The 13,919-nt window shown below is 72.1% G+C and carries 13 protein-coding genes; 11 read left to right on the top strand and 2 right to left on the bottom strand.

Features of this window, described 5'->3' with window-relative positions; translation table 11 throughout:
• The first annotated feature begins 98 nt into the window (after positions 1 to 98).
• Together GJR97_RS08290 and GJR97_RS08285 are read left to right on the top strand one after the other, a co-directional pair.
• Positions 99 to 1,415: an ATP-dependent DNA helicase gene (locus tag GJR97_RS08290; protein ID WP_154346230.1), complete on the top strand. Its 1,317-nt coding sequence runs from the start codon at positions 99 to 101 to the stop codon at positions 1,413 to 1,415.
• A gap of 43 nt (positions 1,416 to 1,458) precedes the next feature.
• The gene (locus tag GJR97_RS08285; RefSeq protein WP_154346008.1) at positions 1,459 to 1,794 is read left to right on the top strand and encodes a DMT family transporter; all 336 of its coding nucleotides are present in this window, start codon (positions 1,459 to 1,461) and stop codon (positions 1,792 to 1,794) included.
• A 95-nt stretch (positions 1,795 to 1,889) separates the two neighbouring features.
• On the opposite strand, the gene GJR97_RS08280 is transcribed toward GJR97_RS08285, so the two are convergent.
• Both GJR97_RS08280 and GJR97_RS08275 read right to left on the bottom strand, forming a co-directional pair.
• A complete protein-coding gene (locus tag GJR97_RS08280; protein ID WP_154346007.1) occupies positions 1,890 to 2,462 on the bottom strand; it encodes a hypothetical protein in 573 nt (190 codons plus the stop codon).
• 10 nt (positions 2,463 to 2,472) lie between these two features.
• A complete protein-coding gene (locus GJR97_RS08275; protein ID WP_154346006.1) occupies positions 2,473 to 2,880 on the bottom strand; it encodes a DUF4383 domain-containing protein in 408 nt (135 codons plus the stop codon).
• A gap of 251 nt (positions 2,881 to 3,131) precedes the next feature.
• On the opposite strand from GJR97_RS08275, the gene GJR97_RS08270 reads away from it, so the two are divergent.
• The 9 genes from GJR97_RS08270 (at position 3,132) to GJR97_RS08230 (ending at position 13,919) form a co-directional block, all read left to right on the top strand.
• Entirely contained in the window at positions 3,132 to 4,376 is a 1,245-nt protein-coding gene (locus tag GJR97_RS08270; protein WP_154346005.1) for a serine hydrolase domain-containing protein, read from the top strand.
• An 83-nt stretch (positions 4,377 to 4,459) separates the two neighbouring features.
• Positions 4,460 to 5,299, top strand: coding sequence for a class II glutamine amidotransferase (locus tag GJR97_RS08265; RefSeq protein WP_154346004.1), 840 nt, complete (start codon positions 4,460 to 4,462; stop codon positions 5,297 to 5,299).
• Entirely contained in the window at positions 5,274 to 7,004 is a 1,731-nt protein-coding gene (locus tag GJR97_RS08260; RefSeq protein WP_154346003.1) for an MFS transporter, read from the top strand. The genes GJR97_RS08265 and GJR97_RS08260 overlap by 26 nt, the downstream gene beginning before the upstream one ends.
• Entirely contained in the window at positions 7,001 to 8,488 is a 1,488-nt protein-coding gene (locus GJR97_RS08255) for a DUF2252 domain-containing protein (RefSeq protein ID WP_154346002.1), read from the top strand. Before GJR97_RS08260 ends, GJR97_RS08255 begins: the two co-directional genes overlap by 4 nt.
• Before the next feature lie 109 nt (positions 8,489 to 8,597).
• Positions 8,598 to 10,199, top strand: coding sequence for a sodium-dependent transporter (locus tag GJR97_RS08250; protein WP_154346001.1), 1,602 nt, complete (start codon positions 8,598 to 8,600; stop codon positions 10,197 to 10,199).
• The gene (locus tag GJR97_RS08245; protein ID WP_154346000.1) at positions 10,196 to 10,363 is read left to right on the top strand and encodes a methionine/alanine import family NSS transporter small subunit; all 168 of its coding nucleotides are present in this window, start codon (positions 10,196 to 10,198) and stop codon (positions 10,361 to 10,363) included. Before GJR97_RS08250 ends, GJR97_RS08245 begins: the two co-directional genes overlap by 4 nt.
• Positions 10,364 to 10,454: 91 nt before the next feature.
• The gene (locus GJR97_RS08240; protein ID WP_324613291.1) at positions 10,455 to 11,321 is read left to right on the top strand and encodes a phosphatase PAP2 family protein; all 867 of its coding nucleotides are present in this window, start codon (positions 10,455 to 10,457) and stop codon (positions 11,319 to 11,321) included.
• Complete coding sequence (locus tag GJR97_RS08235; RefSeq protein WP_154345998.1) at positions 11,308 to 12,060, top strand: phosphatase PAP2 family protein; 753 nt, start codon at positions 11,308 to 11,310, stop codon at positions 12,058 to 12,060. The genes GJR97_RS08240 and GJR97_RS08235 overlap by 14 nt, the downstream gene beginning before the upstream one ends.
• A 41-nt stretch (positions 12,061 to 12,101) precedes the next feature.
• Positions 12,102 to 13,919, top strand: a complete 1,818-nt coding sequence (locus tag GJR97_RS08230) for a SulP family inorganic anion transporter (protein ID WP_229276113.1) — start codon at positions 12,102 to 12,104, stop codon at positions 13,917 to 13,919.

Raw genomic sequence — 13,919 nt, 5'->3', positions numbered from 1 at the left:
CAGTGAAGACGCCCGCCCGCGGCATCCGCCCCACGACCCGGGAGCGCGCAGCGGCGCACCAGAACCCCGTCGAACCCAGCGAGACCGAAGGCCGACCGTTGCAGCACGTGACCCTGACCGCCGAGCAGCAGGCGGTGTTCCGGGCGATCGAGCACACGCGCGAGCACGTGTTCGTCACCGGTCGGGCGGGCACGGGCAAGTCGACGCTGCTGAACCACCTGAACTGGAACACCTCGAAGCAGATCGTCATCTGCGCGCCAACGGGGGTCGCGGCGCTCAACGTCGGCGGCCAGACCATCCACTCGCTGTTCCGCCTGCCGATCGGCGTGGTCGCCGACCACGACATCGACCAGAACGACGCGGTCCGCAAGATCCTGAACGCCATGGACACGCTCGTGATCGACGAGGTCTCGATGGTCAACGCCGACCTGATGGACGCGATGGACCGCTCGCTCCGGCAGGCGCGCCAGCGCCCGCACGAGCCGTTCGGGGGAGTGCAGGTCGTGCTGTTCGGCGACCCCTACCAACTCGCACCGGTGCCGGGGTCGGGCGACGAGCGCCGGTACTTCGCCGACACGTACCGCTCGATGTGGTTCTTCGACGCCAAGGTCTGGGATGAGGCCGACCTGCGCATCTACGAGCTCGGCGAGATCCACCGGCAGCACGACGACGCCTTCAAGCACATGCTGAACGCGGTCCGCCACGGGATGGTCACGGCCGAGATCGCCGAGGTCCTGAACGACACGGGCGCGCGGCGGCCGCTTCCCGAGCAGGGCGCGATCACGCTCGCGACGACGAACGAGACCGTGAACCGGATCAACCGGGCGGCGCTCCACCGGCTCCCCGGGCACTCGATCGCGAACGAGGCCGACGTGAACGGCGAGTTCGGCGGCCGCGGGTATCCCGCCGACGAGCGGCTGGAGCTCAAGGTCGGCGCGCAGGTCATGTTCCTGCGCAACGACACCGCGGGCTGGGGCGAGGCTCCGCGCTGGGTGAACGGCACGATCGGCACGGTCACGTCGCTCGAGCGCGAGGTGCGCGTCGAGATCGACGGCGAGGAGCACGAGGTCGAGCCGGCGACGTGGGAGAAGTACCGGTACTCGTGGGACCCGGTCGCCAAGAAGCTCGAGCGCGAGATCGTGGCCGAGTTCACGCAGTTCCCGCTCCGCCTGGCGTGGGCGGTCACCATCCACAAGTCGCAGGGCGCGAGCTACGACGCCGCGATCGTCGACCTCGGCTCGCGCGTCTTCAGCCCCGGACAGACCTACGTCGCCCTCTCGCGACTGACGAGCCTCGACGGGCTCTACCTCGCGCGTCCGCTCGTGCCGCGCGACATCATCGTCGACCGCGACGTCGAGCGGTTCATGTCGGGCGCGACCCGCGAGCTCGGGTCGGCCGGCGAGCCGCCCGCCTGAGCGCCGTCCCGAACGCGCCCGCCGATCTGGGAGACTCGCCCTCATGGCATGGGTGTTCCTCGCACTGGCGATCGCGGCCGAGGTCGCCGCGACGAGCCTGATCGGGTTCACGGCGGGCTTCACCCGGCTGTGGTGGACCGTCGTCGTGCTCGCAGGGTACGGGTTCTCGTTCTGGATGCTCGCGCTCACGGTCCGCGAGCTGGAGATCGGCATCGTCTACGCGATCTGGTCGGGCGTCGGCACCGCTGCGATCGTCGCGATCGGCGTCCTGTTCCTCGGCGAGTCGATCTCGGTGCCGAAGCTCGTCGGGATCGGGCTCATCGTGGCCGGCGTGCTCGTGCTCAACCTGTTCGCCGCGGAGTCCGCCGCGCACGGCTGATCCGGCGCGTCGGGCGGGCGCCCGGTTCTCGTGTCGCGGACGAAGGTGCGACCGGGGGCGTCATCGCCACGCGCCCCCGGCCGCGGTCTGGGAGGTCAGTGGTGGTGCGCCCGATCCGAGGGCGCGTCGCCGGAACGCGTGCCGTGCTCTCCGTGCGGCACGGCGGAGCGACCGGCTTCGGTGGCGGCGAGGGCCGGCGTCGCGAGCGCCGAGACCAGCACGGCCCCGATCGCGAGGCCGACGAGCGAGCGGCGGGCCTCCGACCCGGTCGCGGTCCGCGTCGCGGGCGACCTGCGTGCGGATGCGTCCGGCCCACGGTGATCGGCACGCCGACCGCGCGCGGCGCGGGCGACCGACAGCGCCACGACGGCGAGGAACACGCCGGCCGCCGCGAGCGGGAGGCCGGGGACATCCGCCAGCGCACCTGATGCGACGGCGGTTCCCGCCGTGAGGAGCGCCGCGACCGATGTCGCGAGCACCGCTCGCGGGGCGAGCGGGCGGCTCGCGCGGAGGGACAGGACGCCCCAGCCGAGCGCGGCGACGCCGAGCCCGGCCAGGGCGACCTGCGGTGCTCCCCCCGCACCGGCGGCGAGTGCCGTGAGGACCAGGCCGCCGCCGAGTCCGGCGAGCATCGGCCAGGCCCGGGTCATCGTCGCCGGTGCGTGCATGGCGGGCTCCCTAGGCCGTCGCCACGCGTGCGGTGCGCTCGGCGCCGAGTCCCACGCCGAGCAGCACGATCGCGCTGGCCAGGTGCAGGAAGTGGTCGGGCGTGTTGAGCGCGAGGATGTTGGCCGGCGTGCCGGCGATGAAGAAGCCGACCACGCCGAGCAGCAGGTAGGCCGCGCCGATGATCGTGTTGACGGTCTTCGCTGCGGCGACGTTCGACAGGCCCGCGATGAGGAGCGCGGCGCCGATCGCGAGGTGGGCGATGTTGTGGAGCGGGTTCACGGCGAACACGCCGAGGAGCAGGCCGCCCTCGGTGGCGATGAAGTCCACTCCGCCCGTCACGGCGAAGCCGAGCAGGCCGACGAGGACGTAGACCGCGCCGAACACGGTCGCGGCGATGCGGTTGGGTGAGTTCTTCATGGCGATGCCTCCTTGTCGTCGCGCGGCGGGCGCCGTGCTGGTAGGGGTTCGACGCGCCGTGGGGACCGGATTGGATCGGGCGGTCCTCCGATCGGGGGACACGGCCCCCGGGAGCGCGGCAGCCACCCCGGGGTCGCGGCGGAGCCGGGTGCGGTCGGCCGCGCCGATCGGGTTACAATCGCAGCGGACACACGGCGGGGGGCACGGTGGCTGCACGGACAGGGCGGTTGCGTCGGTTGGTCGCAGCGACGATGGCGTCTGCCGTCGTCGTCGCGATGTTCGCCGCGTGCACCTCGCCCGACCGACCGGCTGCCGACTTCGACCAGGTCGAGGGCGCCTTCGCGCCAGAGGTGGTCGAGCAGCTCGACGCGACCCTCGCCGAGGCCGTCAGGTTGAGCGGGTCGAGCGGTGCGGTCGCCGGGGTCTGGGCGCCCTGGGCGGGCAGCTGGACCGTGGGAACGGGCACGGTCGACCTCACGGACGGTGCCGATCGGGTGACGTCGGCGACGCGGTTCCAACTCGCCGACGGGACGGGCGAGCTGACCTGCGCGGTGATGCTGCGACTCGTGGACGCGGGCGTCGTCGAACTCGACGACCGGGTGTCCGAGATGGTGAACGGCATCCCCGGCCTCGAGGGCATCACCCTGGAGCAGCTCTGCCGCAATCGCTCGGGCATCGCCGACTACTACGGGCCGCTCCGCGCGCACTTCGTCAAGAACCCCGAGCGGATCTGGCCCGCGAACGAGCTGCTCGCGAGCGGGCTCGCGGCCGGTCGGAAGGGTGACCCGGGGACGACCTGGGTCGAGTCCCGCACCGGCATCCTGCTCCTCACCGCGGCGCTCGAGGAACGCACCGGACGGTCCTGGTCGGACCTCGCGGAGCAGTACGTGCTCGACCCGCTGGAGCTCGAGGGGACCGACCTCCCCGCGGCCTCCGACACGTCGTACGCCGACGCACTCGGCGGCTACGCGGCGACGTACGCCGACGGCAAGCCGGCGTGCGACGCGATCGTCGACGTCTCGAAGCGATCCAGCTCGATCGGCGGCACCGCCTCCGGCGCGCGCACGACGCTCACGGACGCGAAGGCCATCAGCGAGTCGTTCGCGACCGGCGCGATGTTCCAGGAGGCGACCGCGCGCGACGTCTGGACGCTCACGCCGTTCGGCGGCGACGCGCCCGGCTGGCAGGCGCAGGGCATCGGCGCGCAGCAGTTCGGGCCGCTGCGCGGGGTCGCCGGCGAGTCCATCGGAGCGCTCTCCGCGATGTTCACGGATCCCGAGACCGGCCTCACGGTCGTGCTCGCGCTGAACAACTCGACCGGCGGCGAGACGCTCGTCCGCGAGGCGGCGTTCGCGCTCGCCTCGATCGCCTCCAAGGCGTCGCCCGCCGAGGGGCGCGACCGGCCGCTCGTCGAGCTGCCATGGTCCCTCGAGCAGGCGACGCAGCGCATGACGGATGCCGCGCCCTGCCCCCTCCCGGCCGACGCCGAGGGATGAGACCTTGGACCCTGCGGCGGGACGATCGCGGGTCCAGAATGGCGCCGACGGGCAGCGGGCTCCGGCAGGGGGGAGGCGTTCGCATGTGCCGATGGCTGGCGTACTCGGGTGAGCCGCTCAGGACCTCGACGGTCCTGCTCGATGCCACGCACTCGCTCGTCGCGCAGTCGCTCGACTCCCCGCTCGGCGCGGAGACGGTGAACGGCGACGGCTTCGGCATCGGGTGGTATCCGATCGGGTCCGTCGCGGGGAGCATCCCGGCGGCGTTCCACAGCATCGAGCCGGCGTGGAACGACGACAACGTCCGGGAGCTCGCGCGAGCCGTCGAGAGCCCGCTGTTCTTCAGCCACGTGCGCGCGGCGGCCGGGCCGCCGATCCAGCGCACCAACTGCCATCCGTTCAAGTGGGAGAACTGGCTGTTCATGCACAACGGGTCCCTCTCGGAGTTCGCGGAGGTGAAGCGGGAGCTCACCTTCGCCGTCGACCCCTCCCTGTACCCGCACGTGATGGGCACCACGGACTCCGAGGTGCTGTTCCACCTGGCGATCACGAACGGGCTCGCCGACGATCCGGTGGCGGCACTGCGCGCCACCGTCGACCTCGTCGAACGCGTCGGCCGCGACCACGGCGTCATGTTCCCGATGCAGGGCACGGTCGCGGTCGCCGACGGCGCGACGATCTGGGCGCTGCGCTACTCCACGCAGGGCCGGTCGCGCACGCTCTTCCACTCGGCCGACATCCCGACCATCCGAAGCATGTACCCGGATGCCGAGCGGCTGAGCCAGTTCGGCGAGCACGCCCACGTCGTCGTGTCCGAGCCGCTCAACGACCTGCCGGGGCTCTTCACCGAGGTTCCGGAGTCCACCATCGCCATCCTCGACCGAGAGGGATACCACCATGAGCCCTTCCGAAGCGCAGCCTGAGCCTCCGGCCTCGACTGCGGCTTCGGCGGGCGCGACGTCGGAGGGTGCACCGGCCCCGACCTCGTGGGTCGTCGTCGCGGCGCTCTCCGCCGCGCAGTTCGTGATGGTCCTCGACAGCACGGTCATGAACGTGTCGATCTCCCAGGTCGTCGAGGACCTCGACACGACCGTCTCCGCGATGCAGGCCGCGATCACCTTCTACACGCTGACGATGGCCGCGCTCATGCTCGTGGGCGCGAAGCTCGGCGACCTGTGGGGGCGGCTGCGCGCGTTCGTGATCGGCGCGATCATCTACGCGCTCGGATCGCTCACGACCGCGCTGAGCCCGAACATCGCCGTCCTCTTCACGGGCTGGTCGGTCGTCGAGGGCGTCGGCGCGGTGCTCGTCATCCCGGCGATCGCGGCGCTCATCGCGGACAACTACGAGGGGCGACGGCGCGTGACGGCGTACGCGATGATCGGCGCCGCATCGGGCGCGGCCGTCGCCGCCGGACCGCTCATCGGCGGATTCCTGACGACTTACGCCTCGTGGCGGTACGTCTTCATCGGCGAGGTCGTCGTCATGGCGGTCGTGGTGCTCTTCGCGCGGCGGATCGCGGACCGGCACGAGCCGGTGCGGCTCCGCATCGACGTGCTCAGCGTGCTGCTCTCCTCCGCCGGGCTCATCGCCGTCGTGCTCGGGATGCTGCAGAGCAAGACCTGGGGCTGGATCATCCCGCTGCAGTCGCCGGAGATCGGCGGCGTCGAGATCGCCCCGCTCGGGGTCTCGCTCACGGCCTGGCTGATCATGGTCGGCGTCGGGCTGCTCGCCTGGTTCGCACTGCGCCAGCGCCGTCTCATCGACTCGGGCCGGGAGCCGTTCCTCGACGTCTCGCTCCTGCGCATCGCCCGCCTGCGGAGCGGGCTGTCGTCGCTCGGCGCGCAGTACGCCGTGACCGCCGGCCTGTTCTTCATGGTCCCCGTGTACCTGCAGATGACGCTCGGGCTCGACGCGCTGCAGACCGGGTTGCGCATCTTCCCGCTGTCGATCTCGCTGATCCTGTTCTCCTTCGCGGGCACGCGCCTGTCCACCCGCTGGTCGCCCAAGCGCATCGTCGTCGTCGGGCAGGTCGTGCTCGCGGCGGCCGGACTGCTGCTGCTGGCGTCGGTCGACCAGGAGCTCAGGCAGGTGGCGTTCAGCGTCGGGATGTTCATCGCGGGTGCCGCACTCGGCCTCCTGGCGTCGCAGCTCGGCAACGTGAACATGTCGAGCGTCGGCCCGGAGAAGTCGAGCGAGGTCGGCGGCATGCAGGGCGTGTTCCAGAACCTCGGCTCGTCGCTCGGGACGGCGCTCATCGGCTCGATGCTGATCAGCGCGCTCGCGACGTCGTTCGCGGGCGGGGTCGCCTCGAGCGACCTGCCCGGCGACGTGCGCACCGCCGTCGCCGAGGCCACGGACGACGGCGTCGAACTCGTGCCCGCGTCGACCGTCGCCGAGATCGGCACCGACGCCGGCCTGTCCGACGACGACGCCGCCGAGCTGACGCGCGTGTACGGCGACGCGCAGCTGCAGGCGCTCCAGGTGGCGTTCGTCGGGCTGATCGCCATCGCGCTGCTGGCCCTGCTGCTCTCGCGCGGCATCCCCGACGAGGTCGAGGGGCGCGCGCCGCCATCGCGCGGCGGACGGAACGCGAAGGTGCCCGAGGAGATCGAGGAACGACCATGACCGCACCCGCGTTCGACGCCCGCCCCACCGCATCGGAGGCCGCGCCGCGGCCCGCCTCGTCCGGCATCCCCGACCCGGCGCCGCGACACGACTTCGCGGGGCGCGCCGCAGCGGGGCGCGCAGCCCGCGTGAACGCCCCGCGCCGATCGCACGCCGGCTGGTCGCCGCCCGCGGACCGGCCCGACCCGGTGTCGCTGCTCGAGGAACAGGCGACGACGCGCGTCCCGGAGCTCGTGCCCATCCGCTACGCGCGCATGCTCGTGTCGCCGTTCACCTTCTACCGCGGGGCGGCGCTCATCATGGCGTCCGACCTCTCGGGCACTCCGGCCTCGGGGATCGTCGCGCAGATCTGCGGCGACGCCCACCTGTCGAACTTCGGGCTGTTCTCGTCGCCCGAACGGGACCAGGTCTTCGACGTGAACGACTTCGACGAGACGCTGCCGGGCCCGTGGGAATGGGACGTCAAGCGCCTCGCGGCGAGCTTCGAGATCGCGGCACGCTACCGCGGCTTCGACGACCACGACCGGCGGCGGATCGTCCTGACCTGCGTGGCGGCCTATCGCGAGCAGATGCGCCTGGCGGCGAAGGCCCGCGTGCTGGACGCGTGGTACGACCACCTCGACGCCGCTGCGCTGCGCGAGTGGTTCGAGCGCGAGCGAGCGGCGAGCCGGATCGGCCGGAAGCAGCTGAAGCGGAGCGAGGCGACGCTCGCCAAGGCGCGTCGCCGGGACAGCGTCCGTGCGTTCACCAAGCTCGTCCGGAGCGAGGGCGGCGTGATGCGCATCGCCGCCGATCCGCCGCTCATCGTGCCGATCGAGGAGCTCGTGGCGGACGAGATGTCGCGCGCCGACGAGGAGCGCATCATGCGGAGCCTGCTGCAGGACTACCGGACGACCCTGCCGCTCGAGCGCCACCCCATCGCCGAGTTCGACTACGTGCACATGGCGCGCAAGGTCGTCGGCGTCGGCAGCGTCGGCACGCGGGCCTGGGTCATCCTGATGCGCGGTCGCGACGACCGCGACCCGCTCATGCTGCAGGCGAAGGAGGCGCAGCCGTCGGTGCTCGAGCGCTTCCTGCCGCCGAGTCCGTACGAGAACCACGGCGAGCGAGTGGTGCGGGGCCAGCGCCTGATGCAGGCCGCGAGCGACCTCTTCCTGGGGTGGCAGCGCGTCACGGGCATCGACGGGGTGCGACGGGACTTCTACCTCCGTCAGCTCGCCGACGGCAAGGGCGCGGCGGACGTCGAGCTCATGACGCCGAAGGCGGGCCTCCTGTACGCGCAGATGTGCGGTGCCACGTTGGCCCGGGCCCACGCCCGCGCGGGCGACCGGGTCGCGATCGCGGCGTACCTCGGCGGGTCCGACCGCTTCGACGTCGCGATCGCCGCGTTCGCCGCCGACTACGCGGACCAGAACGAGCGCGACTACGACGCGTTCGCGCGCGCCGTCGCGTCCGGCCGGTTGGTGGCCGCCGACACGGAGTGAGCTCGGCCGGCGAGGGGCTGCGGCATCCGCCCCCGCCTTGGTAGCGTGCAAGGGTTCGGCTGCGCGCGAGGATGCGGCGGCCACGCGGCGACGGCCAGGGGAGGCGCGAATGTCGGCAACCGCAGGCGAGCACGGGGCGGCGCAGCCGCGCGAGATGTGGACGGGCCAGGTCGGCTTCATCCTCTCGGCGATCGGATCGGCCGTCGGGCTCGGCAACATCTGGCGGTTCCCGGGGGTGGCCTACGAGAACGGCGGCGGTGCGTTCCTCATCCCGTACCTCGTGGCGCTCGTCACCGCGGGCATCCCGATCCTGTTCCTCGACTACGCGCTCGGGCACCGCTTCCGCGGTGCGGCGCCGACCGCGTTCCGACGACTCGGCGGCGGACGCCTGAAGTGGCTCGAGAGCCTCGGCTGGTTCCAGGTGATGATCTGCTTCGTGATCGCGCTGTACTACACGGTCGTGATCGCGTGGGCGGCGAGCTACTTCGTGTTCTCGTTCGACCTCCGCTGGGGCGACGACACGGCCGGGTTCCTGGTCGGCGACTACCTGCAGGTCGGCGACCCGGGCTTCTCGTTCACCTTCGTGCCCGCGGTCCTCATCCCGCTCGTGATCATCTGGGTCGCCGCGATCGTGGTCCTGGCGTTCGGCGTCGCGCGCGGCGTCCAGCGCATCAACGTGATCTTCCTGCCGCTGCTGGTCGTGGCCTTCGCCGCGCTCGTGGTGCGGTCGCTGTTCCTGGACGGCGCCGGCGACGGGCTCAACGCGCTGTTCACGCCCGACTTCTCGGCCCTGGCCGACCCGAACGTCTGGATCGCCGCGTACAGCCAGATCTTCTTCTCGCTCTCGATCGCATTCGGCATCATGATCACCTACGCGTCGTACCGTCGGCGCCGCTCGAACCTGACGACGCCCGGCCTCGTGGTCGCGTTCGCCAACTCGTCGTTCGAGATCCTCGCCGGCATCGGGGTGTTCGCAACGCTCGGCTTCTTCGCGTTCGAGCAGGGGGTCGACGTCGCCGAGCTCGAGGGCCTCACGGGCGTCGGGCTCTCGTTCATCACCTTCCCCGCGATCGTCTCGCAGATGCCGGGCGGGCCGATCTTCGGCATCCTCTTCTTCGGCTCGCTCGCGATGGCGGGGTTCACGTCGCTGCTCTCGGTGCTCCAGGTCGTGTCGGCGGGGTTCCAGGAGAAGTTCGGGCTCACGCCCCGCCAGGCGGCCACGCGGGTCGGCGTCGTCTCGATGGTCCTCTCGGTGCTCCTCTTCTCGACGACGACGGGACTCATCGCGCTCGACACGGTCGACAACTGGGCGAACAACATCGGGATCGTCCTCTCCGCGGTGCTCGCCGGGATCTTCGCGTTCTGGGTGCTCCGCAAGGGCCCCGAGCTCCGCTACCACCTGAACGCGGTCTCGACCTTCCGGGTCGGCGGGGTGTGGACGCTGCTGGCGGGCGTGCTCGCCCCGATCATCCTCGGCTACATGCTCATCCAGCGCATCGTCTCGCTCGTCGTGGAGGGCTACGCCGGATACCCGGACTGGTACCTCGCCCTCATGGGGTGGGGCACGGTCGCGTTCTTCGTCGTGGCGGCGCTCGTGCTGACCGGCATCCGATGGCGACGCAGTCCTGACGCGTTCCGGCCGTGGCCGCCGTTGCCCGAGCCGACGCAGCGCGTCGATGCCGCCACGTCGACGGAGGGTGGCCGCTCATGACCGGGACCGCGATCTTCTTCCTCGTCCTCGCGATCGTGCTCGTGTGGGGCGGATTCACGGTGAGCGTGCTCGCGCTGAGCCGGAAGCCGGATCGGCACGACTTCCCGCCGGGCGGGGTGGACGACCACCGCGAGGACATCGGCCCGGTCGAGCGGGACACGTAGTCGGCGGGGGCGCAACCCCCTGAGCCGTCGCGGCGGCTCGCGGCATACTGTGGGAACCTCCGCCGGCGCGGAGGCCGAGAGGAGGTACGCCGTGGCCGAACCCGGGGCCGGCACGCAGGACGGCGAAGCGCGGGAGGGCGCGCCGACGAGCACGGGGTCGGGGGACGCCCGATCGCAGCGCGACGACCGCGGCCGATGGCAGCGGTTCCACGAGCGGTTCATCGTCGAGGAGCGGTACCTGTCGGCCAGGGCGCGCCGCAACCTGTACGTCGTGGCCGCGGCGCTCGTGGCCGTGGGGCTCGTCGGCTTCTTCGTGGTGCTCGACTCGATCCTCGAGTCCGACGACCTCTCCTACATCGACGCGCCGATCGAGGCGTGGTTCGACTCGGGACGCACCGCATGGCTGACGACGTTCATGATCGTGCTCGCCGTGGGGTTCGGCCCCGTCGCGATGCCGATCATCATCCTCGTCACGACGGTGGCCTGGGGCGTGTTCGCGAAGCACGCATGGCGGCCGCTGCTCCTCGCGGGCGGGATGATCCTCGGCGTGATCGTCGTGCAGCTGCTCGCACCGCTCATCGCGCGCGACCGGCCGCCCGCCGACGAGATGCTCTTCGGCTACGACCCGACCTCCTCGTTCCCCTCCGGGCATGTCATGGGCGTCGCCGACTTCCTCTTCATCGGAACCTACCTCGTGTTCTCGCGGCACCGTCGGCCCGTCGTGACGGCGTTGGCGTTCGTCGCGGCCGCGGCCGTGGTGCTCCTCACGGCGGCGTGCCGGATCTACCTCGGGTACCACTGGGCGACCGACGCGCTCGGCTCGATCTTCCTCTCGCTCGTCGTCCTCGGCCTCGTGATCGCCGTCGACACCTGGCGCACGGTCCGCGTGGGCACGGCCGAGCAGATCGAGGAGTCCGACCGGCGACCGGAGGCATGGGGGCGCGATGAGCGGAGCTGACGGCACCGGCACCGGTCCGGACGCGTCGCCCCCAGGGACTGCGCCCACGGGACGTCGCGCCCACGCTCCGGCGCCGCTCCGGGTCAGCCGCCGCCCGTGGCTCGCGGCGGGGATCATCGCCCTGATCGCCGTCGCGCTCGTCGGCACCGTGATCGTGTACTCCGAGCGCCGGCCCTTCGGCTTCGAGGTCGACCTGATGACCGGGCTCTCCGCCGCCCGCACCCCGGCCGTCACCTCCGGCGCCCTCGTGCTCGACGTGCTCGGCGGCGGCGCGCTCTCGAACGTCGTCTTCCCGATCCTCATCGTGGCCGGCCTGCTCGTCTGGCGCCGGCCGTGGGCGGCGCTCTACTTCGGCCTCGCCGCGCTGGCGAGCGCGGGCGTGACGCGGCTCGTGAAGGTGCTGGTCGGCCGGGTCCGCCCCGAGGACATCCTCGTCCACCCCGACTTCGGCTCCTTCCCGTCGGGGCACAGCTCGGCGGCGGCGCTCATCGCGACCGCGCTCGGACTGATCTTCATGCGCACGTGGGTGTGGGTCGCGGGCATCGCGTGGACCGTGCTCATGATGCTCAGCCGCATGTACCTCGGCGCGCACTGGTTGAGCGACACGATCGGCGGCGCGCTCGTCGGGCTCGGCTCGGCGCTGGTCGTGTGGGCGCCGTTCGCGTACCGCCTGTACCGCGAGAACCGATTGCCGCATCGACCGGTGTGGCGGTCGGCCGACACGTCGGCGAACGCCTGACGCGCCGCCGGGGCATCCGCCAGTATCGGAACGGGGGCCGAATGGCAGCGAGCGACGAGCAGGGGCGGCGACGGATGCCGCGCTGGGTGCCGCCCGGCGTCGAGGTCGCGCGTCACTACCGCCGCGACTGGCTCGTGCCCGACCTTCGCGCGGGGATCGTCGTCACGGCCCTGCTCATCCCGGCCGGCATGGGGTATGCGCGCGTCGCCGGGCTGCCGCCCGAGACCGGCCTCTACGCGACGATCGTGCCGCTCCTCGCCTACGCCCTCTTCGGGCCGAGCCGCATCCTCGTCCTCGGGCCGGACTCGGCGCTCGCGCCGATCATCGCGGCGGCGATCCTGCCGCTCGCGGTCGGCGACGACGAGCGGGCGGTCGCGCTCGCCGGGTTGCTCGCGATCATGGTCGGCGCGATCCTGCTCCTCGGCGGCGTGCTGCGTCTCGGCTTCGTCACCGACCTGCTCTCCAAGCCGATCCGCGTCGGGTACCTGAACGCGATCGCCCTGCTCGTGCTCATCTCGCAGGTCCCGGCGCTGCTCGGCTTCTCGGTCGACGGGGACTCGCCCGTCGCCGAGGTCGTCGCGATCTGGTCGGCCCTCGTCGGCGGCGAGGCCGATCCGATCGCGGTCGCGTTCGGGCTCGGCTCGCTCGTGGTGATCGTCGGCCTGACGCTGCTCCGGTCGCCCGTGCCGGGCGTGCTCGTCGCGGTCGTCGCGGCGACGCTCCTCACCTGGATCCTCGGTCTCGGGGAACGGCTGCCCGTGGTGGGCGCGCTGCCGGCCGGCCTGCCCGCTCCCGCGCTCGGCGGGCTCGAATGGGCGGATGTCGCCGGCCTCGCGCTCCCCGCTGCGGGCATCGCCCTCGTCGCCTTCACCGACACGGCGGTGTTCTCGCGTTCGCTCGCAGCGCGCCGCGGTGAGACGGTGAGCGGGAGCGCCGAGATGGCGGCGATCGGCTCGGCCAACGTGGCCTCGGGCCTGTTCGGCGGCTTCCCGATCTCGGCGTCGTCGTCGCGGACGCCCGTCGCCGAGCAGGCGGGCTCGAAGTCCCAGCTCACGGGCGTCGTGGGCGCGGTGCTCCTGGTCCTGTTCATCGTCCTCGCGCCGGGCGTCACGGAGTTCCTGCCGTCGGCGACGCTCGCGGCGGTCGTGGTGACGGCGGCGGCGCGACTCATCGACGTGCGCGGCTTCGTCCGGCTGGTCGGCATGGACCGGGTGGATGCCGCGCTCTCGGCGGCCGCGTTCGTCGGGGTGTTCGTGTTCGGCGTCATCGAGGGCATCGCCGTCACGATCGGGCTGTCGCTGCTGGCGTTCGTGTACCACTCATGGCGACCGTACCGGGCCGAGCTCGGCAGGGTCACCGGACTCCGCGGTTACCACGACCTGTCGCGCAACCCCGAGGGCGAGCGGATCCCGGGCGTCGTGATCGTGCGGTTCGACGCGCCGTTGTTCTTCGCCAACGGCGGCCTGTTCGACGACTTCGTGCGCTCGCGCGTCGAGGCGGCCGGGGCGGACGTCCGCACCGTGATCCTCGCCGCGGAGCCCATCACCGACATCGACACGACCGCGGTGGACGAGTTCGTCGAGCTCGACGACTGGCTCGCGAACCGCGGCATCCGCCTCGTCATCGCCGAGATGAAGGACCCGGTCGTCGACGTGCTGCGCCGGTACGGGCTCGCGGACCGCTTCACGCCGGACCGGTTCGCGCCGACGGTCGGCGCCGCCGTCGACGAGATCACCGGCACGCTGCGGGGCGACCTCGAGGGCACGAAGTGGGACGCGGACCGTCCCGACGACCGGGAGGGCCCGTCGGGCCCCGACGGGCCGGAGCATCCTGGCCGCCCCCCGCAGCCCGACCGGTGA

The organism is Agromyces kandeliae (assembly GCF_009674665.1).
GTDB classification, from domain to species: Bacteria; Actinomycetota; Actinomycetes; order Actinomycetales; family Microbacteriaceae; genus Agromyces; species Agromyces kandeliae.
The sequence above is the reverse complement of the archived record's forward strand: the minus strand, read 5'-3'. Positions and strand labels throughout refer to the sequence as shown.